Genomic DNA, 19,452 nt, shown 5'->3' with positions numbered 1-19,452 from the left:
AATATGGACAGGCTCCGGGATATCGCCATGCGCAGGCGAGCCCTGGTGCCCTTCGACTTCCCGTTCACCGTGCCGGTGGTGATGTACACCGGCACTCTGCTGCTCGCCGGCACCGCCATGGTGCAGCGCGGTTTCACCCACCCCTGGCTGCTTGCCCTGGCCTTCCTGCTGTCCATCGGGCCGATAGTGGTGTTCGCCGTCATCGGAGTGAAGCCGGTGCCGTTGTTGGCGGCAGCTTCTCTGCTGACCGCGGTGGGGATATTCCTGTCCTGGCCGCCGGTAACAAACGATGCCGCACCGTTCCTGCTGATGTTCATGCTCGGCGAGGTCTTCGCACTCGGGTCGGTGCTGCACGGAGCGATTGCCACCGCAGCGGCGGCGGCACTGTTGACTACGGCGTCCCGGCTGGGCCACCTCGGCATACCGGTGGCGTACCTGCTGTTCTTCCTTGCCATCGCCGCAATGATCGGGCGCATCCTGCAACTGCAACAGCGGTTGGTGTTGCAGGAGCGCGACCAACAGGCCCATCTGGCCGAGCGGGCCGCCGCAGACGAGCGCCGCCGCATCGCCCGCGAAGTGCACGACGTGATCGCGCATTCGCTGTCGGTGACCATGCTGCACCTGACCGGTGCCCGCCGGGCGCTGCAGGAGGACAACGACGTCGATGACGCGGTAGACGGCCTGCTGGACGCTGAACGCCTTGGTCGACAGGCCATGTCGGATATCCGCCGTACTGTCGGCCTGCTTGGTACCGAGCCGCGGGACGCTACGCCGGCCCGACTGACGCCAGAACCGGGCATGGCCGACATCCCCGAATTGGTCGCCAGCTTCGCCGCCGCCGGCCTGCGGATCGACTCGCACATCGACCCGGCACCCGACACCGTGACCGCCGGAATCGGCCTGGCCCTCTACCGGGTGACGCAGGAATCGTTGGCCAACATCGCCAAACACGCACCGCAGTCCGACGCCAGCCTGCAACTCACCGTCGGTGCCGGTGTGGCCACCCTGTGCGTTCACAACGTCCTGCCACCCGGGCTTGTGCACGCGCCCCAGTCCGGTTCGGGCCTGGCCGGCATGCGGCAACGCATCGAGGTGCTCGACGGACAGTTCCGCGCAGGTCCTGGACCACACGGCTGGACGGTGCAGGCGACCGTACCCGTCACCACTCCGGGCCTGCCCTGCGCGAAGGTGCGAAATCGGTTACTCCGTAACGAGACCAATCATGATTGACATCGCGGTGCTGCTGGTTGACGACCAGGAGCTGGTGCGCTCGGGCTTGCGCCGGATTCTGCGCCGCAAGGACGGGTTTCATGTGGTCGGTGAATGCTCCGACGGCGACGAGGTGCCCGGCGCGGTGCGGCAGCACAGTCCTGACGTGATTGTGATGGACCTGCGGATGAAGCGGGTCAGCGGCGTCGACAGCATCCGGACCCTGCACGAGGCCGGCGGGCCTCCGGCCTTGGCGCTCACCACCTTTGACGACGACGAGTTGTTATCGGGCGCGCTGCGCGCCGGCGCGTCGGGGTTCATCCTGAAGGACTCACCCGCCGAGGAACTGATCCGCGCCGTGCAGGCGGTCGCCCGTGGCGAGGCGTATCTGGACCCCGCGGTGACCGCCCGAGTGCTCAGCGACTACCGCCGCGCACCCGGCGCGGTATCCCCCGATGCCGCAGACAAACTCACCGCCCGCGAGCTCGACGTGCTGCAGTTGATCGGTTCGGGCGCGACCAACTCCGAAATCGCCGGACGGCTGGTCATCTCAGAGGTGACGGTGAAGAGCCACATCGGGCGGATCTTCACCAAGCTCGACCTCCGCGACCGCGCCGCCGCCATCGTATATGCCTACGATCACGGCGTTGTCACTCCCAAATAGTCAGCGGCGCAACACTATTCAGCACCTTATTCTGCGACCACGCCACGCATGGCATCAGCACCGAACATCGGCTCCATCATGGCCGAGAAATCCGGGCCGCGGCGCAGCATGTGCCCACCGTCGACGTTGATCAGCTGGCCGGTGATCCATTGCGAGGCATCGCTGAGCAGGAACAGCGCGAGGTTCGCAACGTCCTCGACCTCGCCTGCCCGCGGCAGCGGGGTAATCCGCGCGTAATCCTCACGCAGCGGCTCGAACTCGAAGACGCTGGCCGCCACCAGATCGGTGCGGATCAGGCCGGGACGGATGCTGTTGACCCGCACCCATGAGGGGCCGAGCTCATCGGCGGCCAACTGCACCAAATGATCCAGCGCCGACTTGGTGACGCCGTACGGCCCGAACCAGCGGTGGGTGTTGCTGGCCGCGATGGACGAGATGCCGACGAACGAACCGCCGCCACCACGCACCATTTCACGCGCAGCGTGCTTGATGACGTACATGCTGCCGTTGACGTTCAGGTCGACGGTCTGCCGCCACATCTCAGAGTCCAGGTGGGTGACCGGCCCGACGGTCAGCGATCCACCGGCGCAGTGCACCGTGCCGGACAGTTTGCCGTTCCATGCCGCGGCGGCCGCCACGGCCCGGGCGACATCGTCCTCGTTGGTGACGTCAGCGGTCTGGTAGCGCACCTCGCCGGAGCCACCGGCGCCGTTGATCTCATCAGCTGCAGCTTTCAGGGTGGCCTCGGTACGGCCGACGATCATGGCATTTCCGCCGGCGTCCACCACCGATGCGGCGATGCCTTTGCCGATACCGCTGCCGCCGCCCGTGATGAGGACGGTTCGGTCCGTCATCGACAGCTGATCTGTTAGGTGCACCCTTACTCCTCATTACAGGACGACTGGAATACGTCTTGTATACAACTTTTAAAAAGTGTTCACAACAGCCGGGGCCCAAACCGACTCGCGCGAAAATAACGCGCTCCATGAGTGTTTCCTGCGAGTACGCTGAAATCAGCAGATCGCCACAGGAGTTGGCCGCGGGCACCGGTCCGATCACAATGCGGTCGGTTAGGGCTCAACGGGCATTCCCCACGACGCTCCAGCCCCCGAACGGTCCCCGATGAAAGCTGGATGACCATGGCTCCCACATCAATTCGCAGAATGCTCGTCGCAGGCGGATTCACCATCGTCACCGCCGCCGCGCCAGTGCTGTTCGCGCTCAGCGGCCCTGCCGCGACGTCGTGGCAGGGCAAGACGAACTGCCCGCCGGGGACCACCGTGGACACCATCAGCGGCCAGTGCTTCCAAGTCGGTGCGCAACAGAATGCCGCCCCACAGGTTCAACCGCCGCAAGAGCCCGGTCCGTTTGGTTCGATCGATGGCATCCCGTGCAACGGCCAGAACACCGGCACGTGCCTGGCGCTGAGCGAGAACCAGCCACCGGTTGTCCAGCCGCATTCGACGGTCAGTTCGAGCCCATAACCACGGTGGATACGGCCGAGTCGACCCCGTCACCTAGAGTTATGGGATGGTAGCCAAGACTGACCCCGCCGACATCGGCGATGTCGAACCCCTCGCCGATAGCACCGCCCGTCAGGCCCGTCGCGTAGTCGCAACGTACGCCACCGACGCAGACGAGTGCCGCATGTTCCTGTCCATGTTGGGTATCGGGCCGGCGAAACTCGACGCGTGACCCCAAGCCACACCGGGCGCGCGGTAGGTGACTGTGACTTCGTCGTGGTGGCCAACCGGCTGCCGGTCGACATGGACCGCCAACCTGACGGCACTGTCACCTGGAAGCGAAGCCCCGGCGGCCTGGTCACCGCATTGGAGCCCCTGCTGCGCAAGCAGCGCGGCGCCTGGATCGGCTGGTCCGGCATCCCAGACAGCGACGAGGACCCCATCGTCCAGGACGAACTGACGCTGCGCCCCGTCCGGTTGTCCACCCAGGAGGTAGCCGAGTATTACGAAGGCTTCTCCAACGCCACGCTGTGGCCGCTGTACCACGACGTCATCGTCAAGCCGACCTATCACCGGCATTGGTGGGACTCCTACGTCGAGGTGAACCGGCGCTTCGCCGAAGCCACGGCGCAGACAGCCGCGCGCGGGGCCACTGTCTGGATTCAGGACTACCAGCTGCAACTGGTCCCCAAGATGCTGCGGATGCTGCGGCCCGATCTGGTCATCGGCTTCTTCATGCACATCCCGTTCCCGCCGGTGGAACTGTTCATGCAGATGCCGTGGCGCAGCGAGATCATCGAGGGGCTGCTGGGCGCCGATCTGGTCGGCTTCCACCTGCCAGGCGGTGCCCAGAACTTCCTGGTGCTCGCACGCCGCCTCCTCGGTGCCAACACTTCCCGGGCTTCGGTGGGTGTGCGCTCCCGGTTCGGCGAGGTCAACTTCGGCCCCCGCACCATCAAGGTCGGTTCATTCCCCATCTCGATCGACTCGGCTGCCCTCGACGCGCAGTCCCGCAGCCGCAGCGTGCGGCAGCGGGCCCGGCAGATCCGTGCCGAACTGGGTAACCCGCGCAAGATCATTCTCGGGGTCGACCGCCTGGACTACACCAAGGGCATCGACGTCCGGCTGCACGCGTTTGACGAACTGCTGGCCGAGGGTCGGGCCAACCGGCACGACACCGTAATGGTTCAGCTGGCCACTCCCAGCCGCGAGCGCGTCGAGAGCTACAAGGCCATGCGCGAGGACATCGAGCGCCAGGTCGGCCACATCAACGGCGAATACGGCGAGGTTGGCCATTCGGTGGTGCAGTACGTGCACCGATCGATCCCACGTGAAGACCTCATCGCGTTCTACGTGGCCGCCGACGTCATGCTGGTGACTCCGCTACGCGACGGCATGAACCTGGTGGCCAAGGAGTACGTGGCCTGCCGCAGCGATCTGGGCGGGGCGCTGGTGCTCAGCGAATTCACCGGCGCCGCGGAGGAATTGCGTCAGGCCTACCTGATCAACCCGCACCATCTCGACGGGATCAAGGACGCGATCGCCGCGGCGCTGACCCAGTCACCCGAGGAGGGCCGACGACGGATGCGTGCCATGCGCCGACAGGTGCTGGCGCATGATGTCGACCGCTGGGCCCGAGCGTTCCTCGACGCCCTGGACCACACCCGCTCCTGAGCAGATGTAGTCCCCTGGGGTCGTCAGACCGGGCTGATGCTGTTGATCAGCCACTTGCCGTCGATCTTCTGATAGTCGACGCGCAAACGGCTGCCGTCATAGGCGGGCTGCTTGGATTTGTCGGTGATGACCCGGTTGACGAAAACCAGCACCGAACCCGAATCACGTTGTGCTGACTCAACTCCCGCGCCAACCACGGTTACCTGGCTGACCACCTGACGCTGCCGCGCCTCGGGAATGATCTTGCTGCCCGTCTGGTCCTCATACTGCTTGCGGAACGACGGCGTCATCAGGGTGTAGGCGTCGACCCGGCTGCGCTCGACGGTCTGGTAATCAAAACCGAGGATCTTCGGGATCGCGTCCTTGGCCAGCGCCGGCAGGTCAGCAGCCGACTGCTGCTCACCGGCCAACCGCACGTGCTGCCAATACGTAGCACCGCCAAGGCCACCGACCACCACCACAGCGGCAGCCAGCACCGCTCCCAGCGCCGTCGTCACGATTGTCATCGCCCGGCTCATCAGTTGCCTCCGTCCGGCCACTTGATGTCGTACGCCGTCATGTGTCCGTTGTCGTCCTCATGCACGATGAGGCGCTGCCGGTACGCCTTGGACGGCTGGTTGACGCCGTTCAAGTCCGTCATGGTCACCCGCACCGAGATCAGCACCTTGGCGTTGCCCGAGGTGTCGTCGATGCTCTCCAGCCCGGCGCCGGTGATGACGGCCTCCGAACTGGCCTGGGTGTCACGCCACAGGAACTTCAGGTTGTCGGCGTTGTTGCCCTGGCTCATCATGTCCCGCAGCGGACCGCTGGTGCCGTCGATAAACCGCTTGACGCTCTCTTCAAGCGTGTTCTGGGTGAAGGTGAACATGTTCACCACGGTCTGCTTCGCCGTGTCGACGAACTGCTGCTCGCGGGGCTGCTTGGCCTCGATCTGGCGGTTGCCGTGCCAAAGCAGTCCCGTGCCCAGCGCCAGCACTGCGACCAGCACCCCGACAACACCGATGCCGACCGCGGCCACCAGTCCACCGTGCGGCCGTCGGCGCGGCTGCACCAGCGGCCGGGCTGACACCGAGTCAGCCTTGGTCGAGGCCGGAATGGCCACATCGATTGCCACGCCTGGTGACGCATCGGTGAGCTCGATAGGACCAGCCGGCCTCGAGGCCCGCCTGCGCACGCCACGTCCGACCGGCAGCTCCGACGTCTCGTCCGTCGCAGCCGGTACGTCAGTCATCAAACCTGCCTTGGATCTTTCATCAGGTCGACCCACGTCTCTGCGCAGTCCGCCTTGTTCGTACCGGCGGCCAGTACTCCGGTGCCGCCAGCAGGGTCAGCGAAGACCCCTGTATTCGGATCGTACGTTGTCACATTCAGCCCAGCCGCTTGCGGCTGACCGTCCGCCGCCGGAGCAGGAGGCGGATTGTTCTGCGCGTACGGCGGAACAATCTGGTCCGGTGGCGCGAAGAACGGCCACGGCGGCGGATTCACGCCCGGCTTGTTGGGCGGAACCGGAAGCGGGAACGGAGCGTTCGGCGCTGGGCCCGGCCCGGCAGGCACACCGTCCGGTAGATGCACCGACGGCGGTCCCGGGTCATAGTCTGCTCCCGGCGGGATGTTCGGGAACTTGTTGGCCGGGGTGATGTTCCGCGGATCGACCACCGGAGTGTCGTACGGCACCGGCGGACCACGCCACGGGTTGCTGCCGATGGGCACATAACCACGCGGGTCACGGCACAGCTGCACCGTGGGTGCGCGCTTGCCGGGGAACTCCTGGCACGGGTAGTTACGCGCACCGCGGACAGTGCTGGGGTCGTTCTGCGCGGTCTTGCAGTACAGGTCGCCGGGGAGCTCACGCACCGTCGTATCGGCCGGTGTGCGCGCCAACGGCGGCGGAATGAAGCCCACCATGCACGGCGGCGCATCACCCAGGTCGACCTTGAAGTCCAGCTTGCCACCTTCGTCAATTGGCACGCCGCCGGCGTCGGTCAACAGTGCCGCGATCAGCGCCGGGAAGATGACCAGGGCCTGCTCGATCGACTTGTGGTAGATCACGCCGATCCGGCCGAAATTGGCCAGGTTGGCGGCCAGCATCGGGAAGGTCGGCCGGATACCGTCGAACGTTTCGTTGGCCGCCTGCGCCGCTCCGGGCACGGTGCGCAGCACCGACCGCACCTGAGGATCGGCCTTGGCCGCCTCGGCGGTCAGCCGGCCCAGGCTGTTGGCGATGGTCTTGATGGCGTCGCCGCTGCGGATCTGCGACTGCAACAGCGGACCGGCCTGATCCAGCAGCTGGTTGATCTGGTCGGCGTTGGCATTCGCCTCGTCCACCAGTAGCCGCGACGAGTGGAGCATCCGGGACAGTTCCGGACCAGACCCGTTGAATGCCTTGAAGGTCTCCCGGAGCAAGTCCTGCAACCTGGTGTTGCTGACGCTGGTGACCAGCGCCTGCGCCTGGTTGAGCAGGTCGGAGATGTCCTGGCCAACAGCCGTGCGGTCCGGACCGATGAACGCACCGTCCCGCAGCATCTTCTGCGAAGCCGTCGCCGGCGGGACCAGATCGATGTACTGCTCACCGATAGCCGACACGCTCTTGACGGTCGCCGTCACGTTGTCGGGTACCTCGGTGTCGCTGTTCAGCCGCATCTCGGTGATCACGCCGCCGTCGGTCAAACCCACCGACAGCACCCGCCCGATGGTCACGCCCCGGTAGGTGACGTTGGCGTTCTGGTAGATACCGCCGCCGGTGACGAACTTCGCGTTGATCTTGTAGGAGCCCAGCCCGACCGCGGCCGGCAGATGCAGGTACGACGTCGTGATCAGGGCAAGGCAGACCACGGTGACGATGGCGAACACCGTCAGCTGAAATCGCGTAAGGCGAGTCAACATTACGGCTTCCCTCCATCCTGTTTCGCGTCGTGTTGTGTCGCCGTGCCCGGCGGGATCTTGAACGGATCGGCGGCTTGTCCGGACAGGTTCGCCATGGCGCCGAGCAGGAAGTCCGGCGGGTTGACCACTTCGCTCATGCGCTTCATGTTCGGGTCCAGGCCCGCCGACGTGGTGAAGATGGTTTCACCGGTCCGGCGCAGGGTCAGGTCGAACGTCACGAACACGTTCAGGTAGTCACCGCGGACCGCGTTCCGCAGGTACTTGTAGTCGAACGGGAACGTCGGCAGGAATTCCAGGTCTTTGATGAAGTCGTCAGCGACGTCGTTGATGGACTTGACCACCGGGAACAGGTCCTTCATGTCCGCGGCGAAGTCATCTTTGGTCTGCGCCAGCACTCGGGCGCCGACAGCGGCGAACTTTTGCAGCGCGGTGAAGGCCTCGACGATGTGCTCTCGGTTGTCGTTGAGCACCTTGATCGCACCGGGCAGCGTGTCCAGCGTGCGGCCCAGGCTGTCCTTGCTGCGCGCGAGGATGGCGGCGAATCGGTTCAGGCCGTCCATGGCCGAGATGATGTCGCCGGTCTGCTGGTCCAGCGACTTGGTCAGCTCACCGAGCCGCGGGATCAGCTCGGCGAACTGCCCGGCCCGGCCCGCCACGGCGGCGTAGGTCTCATCGGTGATGTCCTGGATCGCGCCGAGGTTGCCCTTGTTGACCACCATGCCCAGCGACGACAGCACCTCTTCGGTGGTCGGGTAGCGACCGGTGCGCTCCAGTGGAATCTCGGAGCCCTGCTTGAGCCGACCCGTGGGCGCCTCGCCGACCGGCGGTGCCAGTTCGATGTGCTGCGATCCCAGCAGCGACGTCTGCGCGACCTTCGCGGTCGCGTTGGCCGGCAGCTTGACGTCACCGTTGAGGGAGAGCTTGACCGCCGCATAGAAAGTGCCGTCGGCACGCTGCACGGCGTCCAGACCCGACACGCTGCCCACCGTGACGTCGTTCACCATCACCGGTGAGTTCTGCGGCAGTGCCGCCACATTCGGCAGCTCCAACGTGATGTCATAGGCACCGCTGCCGTGGCCCTGGGTACCGGGCATGTTCAGCGAATTCAGGCCGCCGAACTGGCAGCCTGCCAGCAACACCACACCCGACCCCAGCGCCACGGCCTTGCCGGCCCGTACGGGGATCCCGCTCATCAGTTGTGACCTCCGGCTTCGGCGGGCAAGGGGGCACCGGCCGACTCAGGACCGCCGGCAGCGGGAGTAGCACCTGGAGGCGGGCCCGGCAGGGGTCCAGCGCCATCCATCGGATTCGCACCCTGCGGCGGGGTGGCCGGCGAGACCTGTCCCAACTCCGCCGGCGGCGGCAGCAGCAGGTCGCTCAGTCGACCATCCGGACCGATCTTCGGCGGTACCACACCGGGGGCCGCCTGCCACTGCAGATCCGGCAGCGGAGTCTCGGACTTCGCCTCGGTTTGCGGGGTGTCGTAGATGATCTGACCCTTGTACGCGGTGATGCTGTTGATCGGGTGGAACAGCACCGGCGGGTAGTTCATCGCGATCCGGCGCAGTACCGGCGCCATGCGCTGGCGGCAGATCTCCGCACGCTTGTAGTTGTCCGGCGTCGCGCCGACGTCGAAGTTACCGCCGCAGATGAACTGCACCGGGTTCGAGAAGTTGGGCAGTGACAGCAGACCGTCGAGCGAGCCCTGGGCCGGGTTGTAGATGTTGTAGAAGTTGGCCAGCCCGTTCGGGGTCACGTGCAGGACCTGCTCGATGTCGTCGCTGTGGTCGGTCATGATCTTGGTGAAATCGGCCAGCTTGCCGACCTGCTCGATCAATGCCTTGTTGTTGTCCTTCAGCAGGCCCTTGACGTCGGACAGCGCCTGATTGAGCGTCCCGAGCGTCTGATCGAGACCGGAGGAGCTGTCAGCCAGTACCTGCGACACCGACGCCACATGGTTGGAGAACTGCACAATCTGCTCGTTGCTGTTGGACAGCGCGTTGACCAGAACCTGCAGGTTCTTCACCGTGCCGAACAGATCTCCGCGCGAATCACCAAGGCGCCCAGCGGTTTGCGACAGTTCGCGCAGTGCGTTGCGGAACGAGTCACCCTTGCCGTCGAAGGTGTCGGCGGCCTGGTTGACGAACGCGGCCAGCGGACCCTGCTCCGCACCGACCTGCGGCCCGAGCTGCGCGCTGAGCTGGGTCAGCTGCTTCTTGACGTCGTCCCATTCGACCGGCACACCCGTGCGCTCCAACGGCACCTCGGCACCGTCGGCCAGGGCAGGACCGCTGGTGTATGCCGGCGTGAACTGAATGAACCTGGCGGACACCAGGTTCGGCGAAATGATCAGCGCCCGAGCGTCGGCCGGAATCTTGACGCCATCCTGCAGCGTCATGGTGACCTTGACGTCGTGGGCCTGCGGCTCGACCGAATCGATCCTGCCGATCGGCACCCCGACCACCCGGACCTCATCCCCGGGGTACAGGCCCACGGCGTTGACGAAGTGTGCGACCACCTTGTGGCCGCCGCGCGACGGCCACACCAGGTACACCGCACCCGCGACCAAGACCGCCAGTGCGACCGCCACCGCGCCACGCACCCAGCGCGACTTGTGGCTCGGCTTTTGGTTCTCGTTGTCCGTCATGGCGACGTTCTCGGTCATGGTGACTTGGGCCTCACGGTCAGACGCTCCGAGATGTAACCGCGCAGCATGTCTGCGAGGCTGGCGGGCAGCTTGCCGGGCTGGAAGAACGCATCCATTGCGACCTCCGATATCGCGGCAGGCGGCAGGCCGTACAGGTTGATGTTGAAGCCCGGGCCGTTACCGACCACCTCGCCCAGCGCGGTGGCATAGCCGGGCAGCCGCTTGAGCGCTTCGCTGATGTGGTCGCGACGCTCGAGCAGGTTGCCCATCAACAGATTCAGCTGGGTCAATGCCGGCCCGAACTCCCGCTTGTTGTCCGCAACAAAACCCGAAAGTTGTTCGGACACACCGCGAATACCAGAGATCAAGGTGCTCAGCGCCTGACGCCGTTCATCAAGGGCGGCGAACAGCTGGTTGCCCTCGGTGACCAGCTGGTTCACCTGCCCAGCGCGCTGGGCCAGCGTGTCGGACACCTTCTTGGCGTGGCCGAGCAGCTGTTCGAGTGCCTGATCGCGGGCGTTGAGGCTCCGTGACAGATTTGCCACACCCTCGAGCGCACCACGCAACTGCGGGGTGGCGTCGTGCAGCGAGTCGGTGAGCACGTGCAGCGCCTGCTCCAGCCGCGGCTTGTCCAGCTCACTGGCGTTCTGGCCGAGATCCTGCAGCGCAGTGTTCAGCGTGTAAGGAGTTGTGGTGCGGCCCAACGGAATAACCGTGGACTCGCCGCCACCCTGCGGGGTCACCGCAAGCGACTTCTGGCCCAGCACGGTGTCGGTCTTGATGGCCGCGAGTGACTGGTCGCCGACCCGGATCTTGCGGTCGACGGTGAAGTTCACCTTGGCGGAGGTTCCGGCCAACTCCACCGAGCTGACCTTGCCGACCTTCATACCCGAGACGCTGACGTCACTACTCGGCGTAATACCGCCGGCGTCGTTGAAGTACGCCGTGTAGCTCTTACCCTGCGGCCAGAACGGCAGCGACGTGTAGCCGAACGAGATCAGCACCAAACTGGCCACCACGAAGATGCCCAGGATGCCGGTGCGTACCGGATCCTTTTCTGGCTTAGCCATGTTCGGAGCACCTACCCTTCGACGGGTCCGGTGGGCCACCGAACGGAATGAGAATGTCGCTACCGGCCGGGCCGCTGAACTTCATCTTCACCGAGCAGTAATAGATGTTGAAGAACGCGCCATAGGCACCAAGTGCATTGAGCCGCAGGTAGTTCTCACCGAGGTTCTCAATGATCGGGTCGACTTCACCACGACGGTCATACAACCGCTGCACCAGTGGACGGGTGTTCTCCAGCACGCCCTGCAGCGGACGCCGCCCCTGCTTGAGCATGTCGGTCAGGTCCGCCTCGGCCGAAGACAGCGGCCCGACGGCCCCCGCAATCGGGTCGCGCCCCTTGGCCAGCCCGCTGATCAGCTGCTGCAGCTGGTCGATACTGGTGTTGAACTGAGCGCCCTTGGCGTCGACGGTCCCCAGGACGGTGTTCAGGTTGTTGATGGCGTCGCCGATCAGATGATCACGCGAAGCGAGCGTTTCGGTGAACGAGCCTGTGCTGGAAAGCATGTCGGCCAACGCCCCACCCTGACCCTGCAACGCCTCGATCACCGCATTGCTTATCTCGTTGACCTTCTGGCCGTCGAGCCCCTTGAGCACGGGACGCAACCCGCCGAGCAGCGCATCCAGGTCCAGGGCCGGCTGCGTGTTGGCCTTGACGATGGTGCCACCGGGCGGCAGCTTGCGCAGATCTCCTGGGCCCGAGGTGATTTCCAGGTAACGGTCGCCGACCAGGTTCTGGTAGCGCACGACCGCGCGGCTGGAGGTGTACAGCTGGAATCGCTTGTCCAGGTTGAATTTGACGTCAATAGTGTTGTCGCCCTTGAGCTTTACGCTCTGGACCGAGCCGACCTGCACACCCGCGATACGGACGTCCTGGCCGGCCTTGAGCCGCGAGGCGTCGGCGAAGTTCGCGTGATAGCTGTTGCTGGCCGAGAACCGGAACTGGCCGAAGACCACGACCAGACCGGCGCCGACCAACAGCATCACCACGGTGAACACCGAGACGTTGATCATCGTGCGTCTGTGGTTCATGAGCGAACCCACTGAGTGGAGTGCATCAGAAGCGGTCCTTCTCTGCGAAAGCACCGTTGAACAGGAACTGCAGGGTCGACGGCGCGTCGAATTGCAGTTCGGTGTTCGGCTGGAACGGTACGTAGGCGTTGTCGGTGACCAGGAATGGCGTGTGGTACCAGGACCCGCCGTATTGCTTGGACGGCACGTTCGGCAATCCTCGGCAGTTCGGACCGCCGGAGGCATTCACATACGGCAGGCTCTCCGGGTAGGTGTAGGCCGGCGCGCCGGGGATGAAGCTCGACGACACGAACAGGCCGGGTCGGACACCGCCCAGCAGTGGCGCGAATCGATCGGTCGCCGACGCCAGACCCGTGAACAGGCAGCCGAATTCAGGCGAGTAGTCACCCAGCACCTTCAGCGGCGCCCGCAGCCGCTGGACGGCGGCGATGTAGTCGTCGGCGGCCGGAGCCAGGGTCTGGTAGCCGTTGTTGGCCAGCCCGGTGGTGGCCAGCAGGGCTGCGTTCAGGTCCTTCTTCTCATCGACCAGGGTCTTGCTGACCGTCGGCGCGTTGTCGAAGACCTTCACCAAATCCGGTGCCGCATCTGCATAGATGTTGCCGACGGCCGCGGTGCGCTGGAAGTCCTTCTGCAGCGTCGGCAGTTCCGGGTTGAACTTGCCCAGGAACGTGCTGAGTCCGGCGATAGTGGCGCCCAGGTTGTCACCGTTACCGCGAAGGCCTTCACCCAGCGCGGTGATGGTGGCATTGAGGTTGACGGGGTCGATCTTGGACAGCAGATCGGTCAGCGTCTGGAACACCGTGTTCAGCTCCAGCTGCACGTCGGGCGTGGCCACTTGGGCACCCGGCCGCAAGGATTCGCCGCTGGGTTGCGGCGGCGGCAGGAATTCGACCGACTTGGCACCGAACACCGTGTTGCTGGCGATTCGGACCTTCGCGTTCTTAGGGATGAAGCGCATCTCGTCGCTCAGGATCGCCAACGACAGCTTGGCGTTGTCGCCGGCGTACTCGATGTCCCTGACCTTGCCGATCTGGATACCGCGGTACTTGACCTTGGCGTCGCGGTCCATCACCAGACCGGCCCGGGGTGCGAACACGGTCACGGTGTCGGTCGGGGTGAACGCGGCGGTATACGACAGGTAGGTGAAGACCGTCGCTATGGCCACGATTCCGATGAGGATCGTGGCGGCCAGGCGCACATGTCTCTTCCGGGTCTTGGCCCTGGATTTAGTGGACATCGTCGTGCACCCCCTATCCGGAGAGGTTGAAGTTGCCGGACGCGCCGTACACGGCCAGCGAGATGAACAGGACGATGGTGACGACGACGATCAGCGAGGTACGCACCGCCTGGCCGACGGCAATGCCGACGCCGACCGGGCCGCCACTGGCGTTGTAGCCGTAGTAGGTGTGCACCAACATGACCGCCACCGACATGACGATGGCTTGCAGGAAGGACCACAACAGGTCGGTGGGCACCATGAAGGTGCTGAAGTAGTGGTCGTACAGACCGGCCGACTGACCGTTGATGAACACCGTGGTAAACCGGGCCGCGAAGAACGAGGCCAGCACCGACAGCGCATACAGCGGCACGACGGCGATCAGGCCCGCAATGATGCGCGTGGACACCAGATACGAAACCGAGTGCACGGCCATCGATTCGACGGCATCGATCTCCTCGGCCACTCGCATGGCGCCGAGCTGGGCGGTCGTGCCGGCACCGATGGTGGCGGCCAGCGCGATACCCGCGATGACCGGCGCAACGATGCGCACGTTGAGGAACGCGGACAGGAAGCCGGTCAGCGCCTCGATGCCGATGTTGCCCAGTGACGAGTAGCCCTGCACGGCGATGACGCCACCGGAGGCCAGGGTCATGAACGCGGCCACACCGACGGTGCCGCCGATCATCACCAGGGCACCGGTGCCCATGGTCATCTCGGCGATCAGCCGGATGGTCTCGCGGCGGTAGCGAGTCAGCGCGTTCGGGATGTACCGGAACGACTCGCCGTAGAACAGCGCCTGTTCGCCGATGTCGTCGAAAACACCGGGCACTTTTCGGAATATGCGCTTGACCCGCAGGGTCAGGTCGTAACTCATCGCCACATCACCTTGCCAACACTCGGACACCGATGGCGGTCATGATGACGTTGATGACGAACAGACAGATGAAGGCGTAGACCACGGTCTCATTCACGGCGATACCGACGCCCTTGGGACCGCCCCGGACAGTCAGGCCGCGATAGCAGCCCACCAACCCGGCGACCACGCCGAACAGCAGCGCCTTGACTTCGGCGAGCATCAGCTCGCCCAGGCCGGTCAGCACTGTCAGGCCATTGATGAAAGCACCGGGGTTGACACCCTGCAGGAACACCGAGAAGACATAGCCGCCGGCCAGGCCGATGAGGCATACCAGGTTGTTGAGCAGCAGCGCGACAAAGGTCGACGCCAGCACACGTGGCACCACCAGGCGATGGATCGGATCGATGCCCAGCACCTTCATGGCGTCGATCTCTTCACGGATGGTGCGGGCACCCAGGTCGGCGCAGATGGCGGTGGCGCCGGCGCCGGCGACCACCAGCACTGTGACGACCGGGCCCAGCTGCGTGATGGTGCCGAACGCGGTGCCGGCACCCGACAGGTCGGCAGCGCCGATCTCCCGAAGGAGGATGTTGAGGGTGAACGCCACCAGCACTGTGAACGGGATGGCCACGAGCAGGGTCGGCACGAGCGATACGCGGGCGATCATCCAGGTTTGTTCGAGGAACTCCCGGAGCTGAAATGGTCTCCGCCAGACCTTGACGACGGTGTCGAGGGCCATTTCGAAGAACCCACCCACGGCCCGAGCCGGGACCGCAAGCTGTTCGATCAACCTTCGGCTCCATTCTCAGTCGGGAATCTCTGCCGGGTTCGTTCGATTACGGCGAAGAATTCCATTCACGCTCTTCGCAGTGCCGACCGCTCCCAGTGTTTAAGCGCGGCTCTTAGTGAGCCGGATCATACTAACTAGAACACGTTCGACGTAGCAAACGAACCGTAAGATTGGCGAAATCTGAGGTAAACCCGCAGTTCAGGCCGTATCAATGGTTGCGCAACTAGAACGTGTTCTAGTTTGCTGATACGGCACTTAGCAGTGCCGTATCAGCCGTGCAATTCGAGACGGTTAGTCTCGCGACTCCATTAGCGCAGTCGCCGAAAAATTCCGTTCCGGATCGCGGTCAGCAAAGTATCCGCTCAGCGTGGAACTTAGTTCTGTCATGTCCCACTCAGCGGACGACGCAGTGAAGTGGCTTTCCACCGTCGGCGCTGCAACCAGGGTCACGGTCGGACCATAAACGATGAACAACTGGGCATTGACTTTTTCGGACGCAGGTGAGGCAAGGAAACGCACCAGTTTGACAACATGCTCGGGCGACAGCGGATCGACCTCACCAGCCTCAGGAGCCGCACCGAACACATCGGCGGTCATCGCGGTACGCGCCCGCGGGGCAATCGCATTGGCCCGCACGCCATAGCGCTCCAAACCGCGGGCGGCAGTAAGGGTGAGGGCCGTGATGCCGGCCTTGGCCGCACCGTAATTGGCCTGACCGACCGGACCGGCCAACCCGGCCTCCGAAGAGGTGTTGATGATCCGGCCATACACAGTGCCTTTTCCGTCGTCACCTCCGTCCTTGGCCTTGGCCCGCCAGTAAGTAGCGGCGTTACGGGTCAGCAGGAAGTGACCGCGCAGGTGCACCGCGATGACCGCGTCCCAGTCCTCGTCGGTCATGTTGAAGAGCATCTTGTCGCGGGTGATGCCGGCGTTGTTGACCACGATGGACAAACCACCCACGCTGTCTGCGGTGGCCACCAGTTCGTCCGCGGTGCTGCGGGCGCTGATATCCCCTGCCACCGCAATGCCTTTGGCGCCGACAGCGGCGATCTCGGCCAGCACATCCGACTTGTCCAGAGCGGCGGCGATGTCGTTCACCACGACCGTCGCACCGGCTTGCGCCAAGCCGATCGCTTCGGCGCGGCCCAGACCGGCGGCGGCCCCGGTCACCACGGCGACCTTGCCGGAAAGGTCGGTTGGGTCCAGTTCGTGTGTCATCTCGCTCCTCGCGTCCGCGGTGTCATTTTATGAATACCTCTAGTCTTTACGCAGGAGGGCGGCACGGGGGCATTCCGCGATGGACTGCTCAGCCAGGGCTTCCTGGTCGGTGGGTACCGGATCGGCCTTCACGACGGCGTAGTCGTCGTCATCAAGATCGAACAGGTCCGGCGCAATTCCCACGCAAACCGCATTTCCTTCGCAGCGGTCGTGATCAACTTCAACCCGCATGACACTCCTCCAGAGCCGGGACTTCTACGGAGACGCCAGAATACGACCCCGTCATGGCGCTGCCAGTCTGGCACGCTCTGGACCCCAAGACTAGAACGTGTTACAACCAGGGGTAGGCGCGGGCCGCACGAAGCGGCTCGACAGGTTGACTCAAGTGCCCTTAAACCGACTGGTACCGACTGGTAAGGAAGATTCGATGCGGATCGGCTATACGCCCGAGCAGGAGGAGTTGAGGCGCGAACTGCGTTCGTACTTCACCAAACTCATGACCCCCGAACGCGCCGAGGCGCTGGCGTCCAACGACGGCGAGATGGGGCGCGGCACCGTCTACCGCGACACCGTCGAGCAGATGGGCAAGGACGGCTGGCTGACGCTGAGCTGGCCCAAGGAGTACGGCGGCCAGGCCCGTCCGCCGATGGACGGCCTGATCTTCAACGACGAGGCCGCCATCGCCAACGTTCCGGTGCCGTTCCTGACCATCAACTCGGTGGCGCCCACGATCATGCACTTCGGCACCGAGGAGCAGAAAAAGTTCTTCCTGCCGAAGATCGCAGCCGGTCAGCTGCACTTCTCCATCGGCTATTCCGAGCCGGGCGCCGGCACCGACCTGGCCTCGCTGCGCACCACCGCGGTGCGCGACGGCGATGATTACGTGATCAACGGCCAGAAGATGTGGACCTCGCTGATCGCCTACGCCGACTACGTCTGGCTGGCCGCCCGCACCAATCCGGAAGCCAAGAAGCACCGCGGCATTTCCATGCTGATCGTGCCGACCACCGCCGAAGGCTTCTCCTGGACGCCTGTGCACACCATGTCCGGCGTGGACACCAGCGCCACCTACTACCAGGACGTCCGTGTCCCTGCCACCAGCCTGGTGGGCGAGGAGCACGGCGGCTGGAAACTGGTCACCAATCAGCTCAACCACGAGCGTGTCGCGCTGTCTTCGGCTCAGCCCATATTCCTTGCGCTGGACGGGGTGCGCGAATGGGCCCAGAACACCAAGGATGCCCACGGCAAGCGGCTGATCGACTCCGAGTGGGTGCAGCTGAACCTGGCTCGGGTGCACGCCAAGGCCGAAGTACTCAAGCTGATCAACTGGGAGTTGGCGTCGGCGACCGACTCGGCCCCCTCCCCCGCTGATGCGTCGGCGGCCAAGGTGTACGGCACCGAGTTGGCCACCGAGGCCTACCGCCTGCTGATGGAGGTGCTGGGCACCTCGGCGACGCTGCGCACCGATAGCCCGGGTGCACTGCTGCGCGGCCGGGTCGAGCGAATGCACCGCTCGTGCCTGATCCTGACCTTCGGCGGCGGCACCAACGAGATTCAGCGCGACATCATCGGCATGGTTGCGCTCGGCCTGCCCCGAGTGAATCGCTAAGGGAGAACAGCGAAATGGACTTCAAGACAACCGAAGCATCTGACGACCTCGGCGGCCTGGTCCGCTCGATCACCGAATCGGTGGTCACCCCGGAGCGGCAGAAGGAACTGGACAAGCAGGACCAGCGGTTCGACCGCGAACTGTGGGCCAAGTTGATCGACTCGGACATCCTGTCCACTACCGCGCCGGAATCGGTGGGCGGTGGTGGATTCGGTGCGCTGGAGCAGGTTTCGGTGCTGACCGCGCTGGGCCGCCAGCTCTCGGCGGTGCCGTACCTGGAGTCGACCATCCTGGGTGCCGGTGCCATCGAATCGTTCGGATCGGCTGAGCTCCAGTCAGAATGGGCCGCTCCGGCGGTCGCCGGCAGCAAGATCGTGGTGCCGGCCCTCGATGGCGAGATGGGCCAGGGCCCGGTGCAGGCCACCGGCTCGGATGCGGCCGGGTACACGTTGACCGGTTCGCGCGCCCAGGTCGCCTACGGCCCGGTCGCCGACGCCTTCCTGGTACCGGCCGAAACCGGTTCCGGTGTCAAGGTTTTCCTGGTAGCCGCGGATGCCGCCGGCTTGACCGTCACCTCGCTCAACACCACCGGACACGGCAGCGTGGCGCACCTGGACCTCCAAGGCGTGAGCGTCCCTGCCGACCGTATCGTCGGTGGCGCAGAGGTGGCGGATTGGCTGACGCTGCACGGCACGTTGGGCCGCAGCGCATTTCAGCTCGGGGTACTGGAGCGAGCGCTGGAGCTCACCTCGCAGTACGCCCGCGAGCGCGAACAGTTCGACCGTCCGATCGGTAGCTTCCAGGCTGTGTCGTCGCGGCTGGCCGACGGCTACATCGACATCAAGGCGCTGCGCTTGACTCTGACCCAGGCCGCGTGGCGGGTATCCGAGGGCCTGCCGGCCGAGGTGGACGTCAACACCACGGCATTCTGGGCCGCCGAGGCCGGGCACCGGGTGGCACACACCACCGTGCACGTTCACGGCGGAGTCGGCATCGACATGGATCACCCGGTGCACCGGTACTTCCTGGCGGCCAAGCAGACCGAGTTCGCAGTCGGCGGAGCCACCGGGCAGCTGCTGCGCATCGGGCGCGAACTGGCTGATACGCCAGTCTAATCTGATTC

At 64.9% G+C, this 19,452-nt stretch carries 20 protein-coding genes; 7 read left to right on the top strand and 13 right to left on the bottom strand.

What is annotated here, in order from left to right:
• Positions 1-3 precede the first annotated feature (3 nt).
• Both M2432_RS07175 and M2432_RS07170 read left to right on the top strand, forming a co-directional pair.
• On the top strand, positions 4-1,230 hold the full coding sequence (locus M2432_RS07175) for a histidine kinase (RefSeq protein ID WP_280826063.1): 1,227 nt from the start codon (positions 4-6) through the stop codon (positions 1,228-1,230).
• The gene (locus M2432_RS07170; protein ID WP_280826062.1) at positions 1,223-1,873 is read left to right on the top strand and encodes a response regulator transcription factor; all 651 of its coding nucleotides are present in this window, start codon (positions 1,223-1,225) and stop codon (positions 1,871-1,873) included. The genes M2432_RS07175 and M2432_RS07170 overlap by 8 nt, the downstream gene beginning before the upstream one ends.
• Positions 1,874-1,899: 26 nt before the next feature.
• Here M2432_RS07170 and M2432_RS07165 read toward each other — a convergent pair whose 3' ends face one another.
• A complete protein-coding gene (locus M2432_RS07165) occupies positions 1,900-2,727 on the bottom strand; it encodes an SDR family oxidoreductase (protein ID WP_280826184.1) in 828 nt (275 codons plus the stop codon).
• A gap of 285 nt (positions 2,728-3,012) precedes the next feature.
• Here M2432_RS07165 and M2432_RS07160 point away from each other — a divergent pair, with 285 nt between their 5' ends.
• From M2432_RS07160 to M2432_RS07150, 3 genes are read left to right on the top strand one after another with little or no spacing between them, the layout of a single operon-like run.
• Positions 3,013-3,357 carry an intersectin-EH binding protein Ibp1 gene (locus M2432_RS07160; RefSeq protein ID WP_280826061.1) on the top strand — a complete coding sequence of 115 codons (345 nt, stop codon included), beginning with the start codon at positions 3,013-3,015 and terminating at the stop codon, positions 3,355-3,357.
• A 46-nt stretch (positions 3,358-3,403) separates the two neighbouring features.
• Positions 3,404-3,568, top strand: a complete 165-nt coding sequence (locus M2432_RS07155) for a hypothetical protein (protein ID WP_280826060.1) — start codon at positions 3,404-3,406, stop codon at positions 3,566-3,568.
• Positions 3,565-5,010 carry a trehalose-6-phosphate synthase gene (locus M2432_RS07150; RefSeq protein ID WP_280826059.1) on the top strand — a complete coding sequence of 482 codons (1,446 nt, stop codon included), beginning with the start codon at positions 3,565-3,567 and terminating at the stop codon, positions 5,008-5,010. The genes M2432_RS07155 and M2432_RS07150 overlap by 4 nt, the downstream gene beginning before the upstream one ends.
• A 23-nt stretch (positions 5,011-5,033) precedes the next feature.
• Here M2432_RS07150 and M2432_RS07145 read toward each other — a convergent pair whose 3' ends face one another.
• From M2432_RS07145 to M2432_RS07090, 12 genes are all read right to left on the bottom strand, one after another.
• Complete coding sequence (locus M2432_RS07145; protein ID WP_280826058.1) at positions 5,034-5,516, bottom strand: mammalian cell entry protein; 483 nt, start codon at positions 5,514-5,516, stop codon at positions 5,034-5,036.
• An 11-nt stretch (positions 5,517-5,527) separates the two neighbouring features.
• Entirely contained in the window at positions 5,528-6,241 is a 714-nt protein-coding gene (locus tag M2432_RS07140) for a mammalian cell entry protein (protein ID WP_280826057.1), read from the bottom strand.
• Positions 6,241-7,893 carry an MCE family protein gene (locus M2432_RS07135; RefSeq protein WP_280826056.1) on the bottom strand — a complete coding sequence of 551 codons (1,653 nt, stop codon included), beginning with the start codon at positions 7,891-7,893 and terminating at the stop codon, positions 6,241-6,243. Before M2432_RS07135 ends, M2432_RS07140 begins: the two co-directional genes overlap by 1 nt.
• Positions 7,893-9,086 carry an MCE family protein gene (locus tag M2432_RS07130; RefSeq protein ID WP_280826055.1) on the bottom strand — a complete coding sequence of 398 codons (1,194 nt, stop codon included), beginning with the start codon at positions 9,084-9,086 and terminating at the stop codon, positions 7,893-7,895. Before M2432_RS07130 ends, M2432_RS07135 begins: the two co-directional genes overlap by 1 nt.
• Positions 9,086-10,558, bottom strand: a complete 1,473-nt coding sequence (locus tag M2432_RS07125; RefSeq protein ID WP_280826054.1) for an MCE family protein — start codon at positions 10,556-10,558, stop codon at positions 9,086-9,088. Before M2432_RS07125 ends, M2432_RS07130 begins: the two co-directional genes overlap by 1 nt.
• Positions 10,555-11,610 carry an MCE family protein gene (locus M2432_RS07120; protein ID WP_280826053.1) on the bottom strand — a complete coding sequence of 352 codons (1,056 nt, stop codon included), beginning with the start codon at positions 11,608-11,610 and terminating at the stop codon, positions 10,555-10,557. Before M2432_RS07120 ends, M2432_RS07125 begins: the two co-directional genes overlap by 4 nt.
• Positions 11,603-12,637: an MCE family protein gene (locus M2432_RS07115; protein WP_280826052.1), complete on the bottom strand. Its 1,035-nt coding sequence runs from the start codon at positions 12,635-12,637 to the stop codon at positions 11,603-11,605. Before M2432_RS07115 ends, M2432_RS07120 begins: the two co-directional genes overlap by 8 nt.
• A 25-nt stretch (positions 12,638-12,662) precedes the next feature.
• Positions 12,663-13,874 carry an MCE family protein gene (locus tag M2432_RS07110; protein WP_280826051.1) on the bottom strand — a complete coding sequence of 404 codons (1,212 nt, stop codon included), beginning with the start codon at positions 13,872-13,874 and terminating at the stop codon, positions 12,663-12,665.
• Between the two features lie 13 nt (positions 13,875-13,887).
• Entirely contained in the window at positions 13,888-14,730 is an 843-nt protein-coding gene (locus tag M2432_RS07105; RefSeq protein WP_280826050.1) for an ABC transporter permease, read from the bottom strand.
• A gap of 7 nt (positions 14,731-14,737) precedes the next feature.
• A complete protein-coding gene (locus M2432_RS07100; RefSeq protein ID WP_280826049.1) occupies positions 14,738-15,502 on the bottom strand; it encodes an ABC transporter permease in 765 nt (254 codons plus the stop codon).
• 291 nt (positions 15,503-15,793) lie between these two features.
• Positions 15,794-16,720, bottom strand: a complete 927-nt coding sequence (locus M2432_RS07095) for a 3-oxoacyl-ACP reductase (protein ID WP_280826048.1) — start codon at positions 16,718-16,720, stop codon at positions 15,794-15,796.
• Positions 16,721-16,759: 39 nt separating this feature from the next.
• Positions 16,760-16,951: a ferredoxin gene (locus M2432_RS07090; RefSeq protein WP_280826047.1), complete on the bottom strand. Its 192-nt coding sequence runs from the start codon at positions 16,949-16,951 to the stop codon at positions 16,760-16,762.
• A gap of 196 nt (positions 16,952-17,147) precedes the next feature.
• On the opposite strand from M2432_RS07090, the gene M2432_RS07085 reads away from it, so the two are divergent.
• A complete protein-coding gene (locus tag M2432_RS07085) occupies positions 17,148-18,329 on the top strand; it encodes an acyl-CoA dehydrogenase family protein (RefSeq protein WP_280826046.1) in 1,182 nt (393 codons plus the stop codon).
• Between the two features lie 14 nt (positions 18,330-18,343).
• Positions 18,344-19,444, top strand: a complete 1,101-nt coding sequence (locus M2432_RS07080; RefSeq protein ID WP_280826045.1) for an acyl-CoA dehydrogenase family protein — start codon at positions 18,344-18,346, stop codon at positions 19,442-19,444.
• Positions 19,445-19,452: the final 8 nt, after the last annotated feature.

The sequence above is a fragment of the Mycobacterium sp. OTB74 genome (assembly GCF_029892685.1).
Lineage (GTDB): Bacteria > Actinomycetota > Actinomycetes > Mycobacteriales > Mycobacteriaceae > Mycobacterium.
This window is presented reverse-complemented; position numbering and strand designations above follow the sequence as displayed.

What these genes read in the sequence shown, in the direction of transcription:
- M2432_RS07175 (WP_280826063.1), top strand. Translation starts at nt 4, where the DNA reads ATGGACAGGCTCCGGGATATCGCCATGCGCAGGCGAGCCCTGGTGCCC.
- M2432_RS07170 (WP_280826062.1), top strand. Translation starts at nt 1,223, where the DNA reads ATGATTGACATCGCGGTGCTGCTGGTTGACGACCAGGAGCTGGTGCGC.
- M2432_RS07165 (WP_280826184.1), bottom strand. Translation starts at nt 2,727, where the DNA reads ATGACGGACCGAACCGTCCTCATCACGGGCGGCGGCAGCGGTATCGGC.
- M2432_RS07160 (WP_280826061.1), top strand. Translation starts at nt 3,013, where the DNA reads ATGGCTCCCACATCAATTCGCAGAATGCTCGTCGCAGGCGGATTCACC.
- M2432_RS07155 (WP_280826060.1), top strand. Translation starts at nt 3,404, where the DNA reads ATGGTAGCCAAGACTGACCCCGCCGACATCGGCGATGTCGAACCCCTC.
- M2432_RS07145 (WP_280826058.1), bottom strand. Translation starts at nt 5,516, where the DNA reads ATGACAATCGTGACGACGGCGCTGGGAGCGGTGCTGGCTGCCGCTGTG.
- M2432_RS07140 (WP_280826057.1), bottom strand. Translation starts at nt 6,241, where the DNA reads ATGACTGACGTACCGGCTGCGACGGACGAGACGTCGGAGCTGCCGGTC.
- M2432_RS07135 (WP_280826056.1), bottom strand. Translation starts at nt 7,893, where the DNA reads ATGTTGACTCGCCTTACGCGATTTCAGCTGACGGTGTTCGCCATCGTC.
- M2432_RS07130 (WP_280826055.1), bottom strand. Translation starts at nt 9,086, where the DNA reads ATGAGCGGGATCCCCGTACGGGCCGGCAAGGCCGTGGCGCTGGGGTCG.
- M2432_RS07125 (WP_280826054.1), bottom strand. Translation starts at nt 10,558, where the DNA reads ATGACCGAGAACGTCGCCATGACGGACAACGAGAACCAAAAGCCGAGC.
- M2432_RS07120 (WP_280826053.1), bottom strand. Translation starts at nt 11,610, where the DNA reads ATGGCTAAGCCAGAAAAGGATCCGGTACGCACCGGCATCCTGGGCATC.
- M2432_RS07115 (WP_280826052.1), bottom strand. Translation starts at nt 12,637, where the DNA reads ATGAACCACAGACGCACGATGATCAACGTCTCGGTGTTCACCGTGGTG.
- M2432_RS07110 (WP_280826051.1), bottom strand. Translation starts at nt 13,874, where the DNA reads ATGTCCACTAAATCCAGGGCCAAGACCCGGAAGAGACATGTGCGCCTG.
- M2432_RS07105 (WP_280826050.1), bottom strand. Translation starts at nt 14,730, where the DNA reads ATGAGTTACGACCTGACCCTGCGGGTCAAGCGCATATTCCGAAAAGTG.
- M2432_RS07095 (WP_280826048.1), bottom strand. Translation starts at nt 16,720, where the DNA reads ATGACACACGAACTGGACCCAACCGACCTTTCCGGCAAGGTCGCCGTG.
- M2432_RS07090 (WP_280826047.1), bottom strand. Translation starts at nt 16,951, where the DNA reads ATGCGGGTTGAAGTTGATCACGACCGCTGCGAAGGAAATGCGGTTTGC.
- M2432_RS07085 (WP_280826046.1), top strand. Translation starts at nt 17,148, where the DNA reads ATGCGGATCGGCTATACGCCCGAGCAGGAGGAGTTGAGGCGCGAACTG.
- M2432_RS07080 (WP_280826045.1), top strand. Translation starts at nt 18,344, where the DNA reads ATGGACTTCAAGACAACCGAAGCATCTGACGACCTCGGCGGCCTGGTC.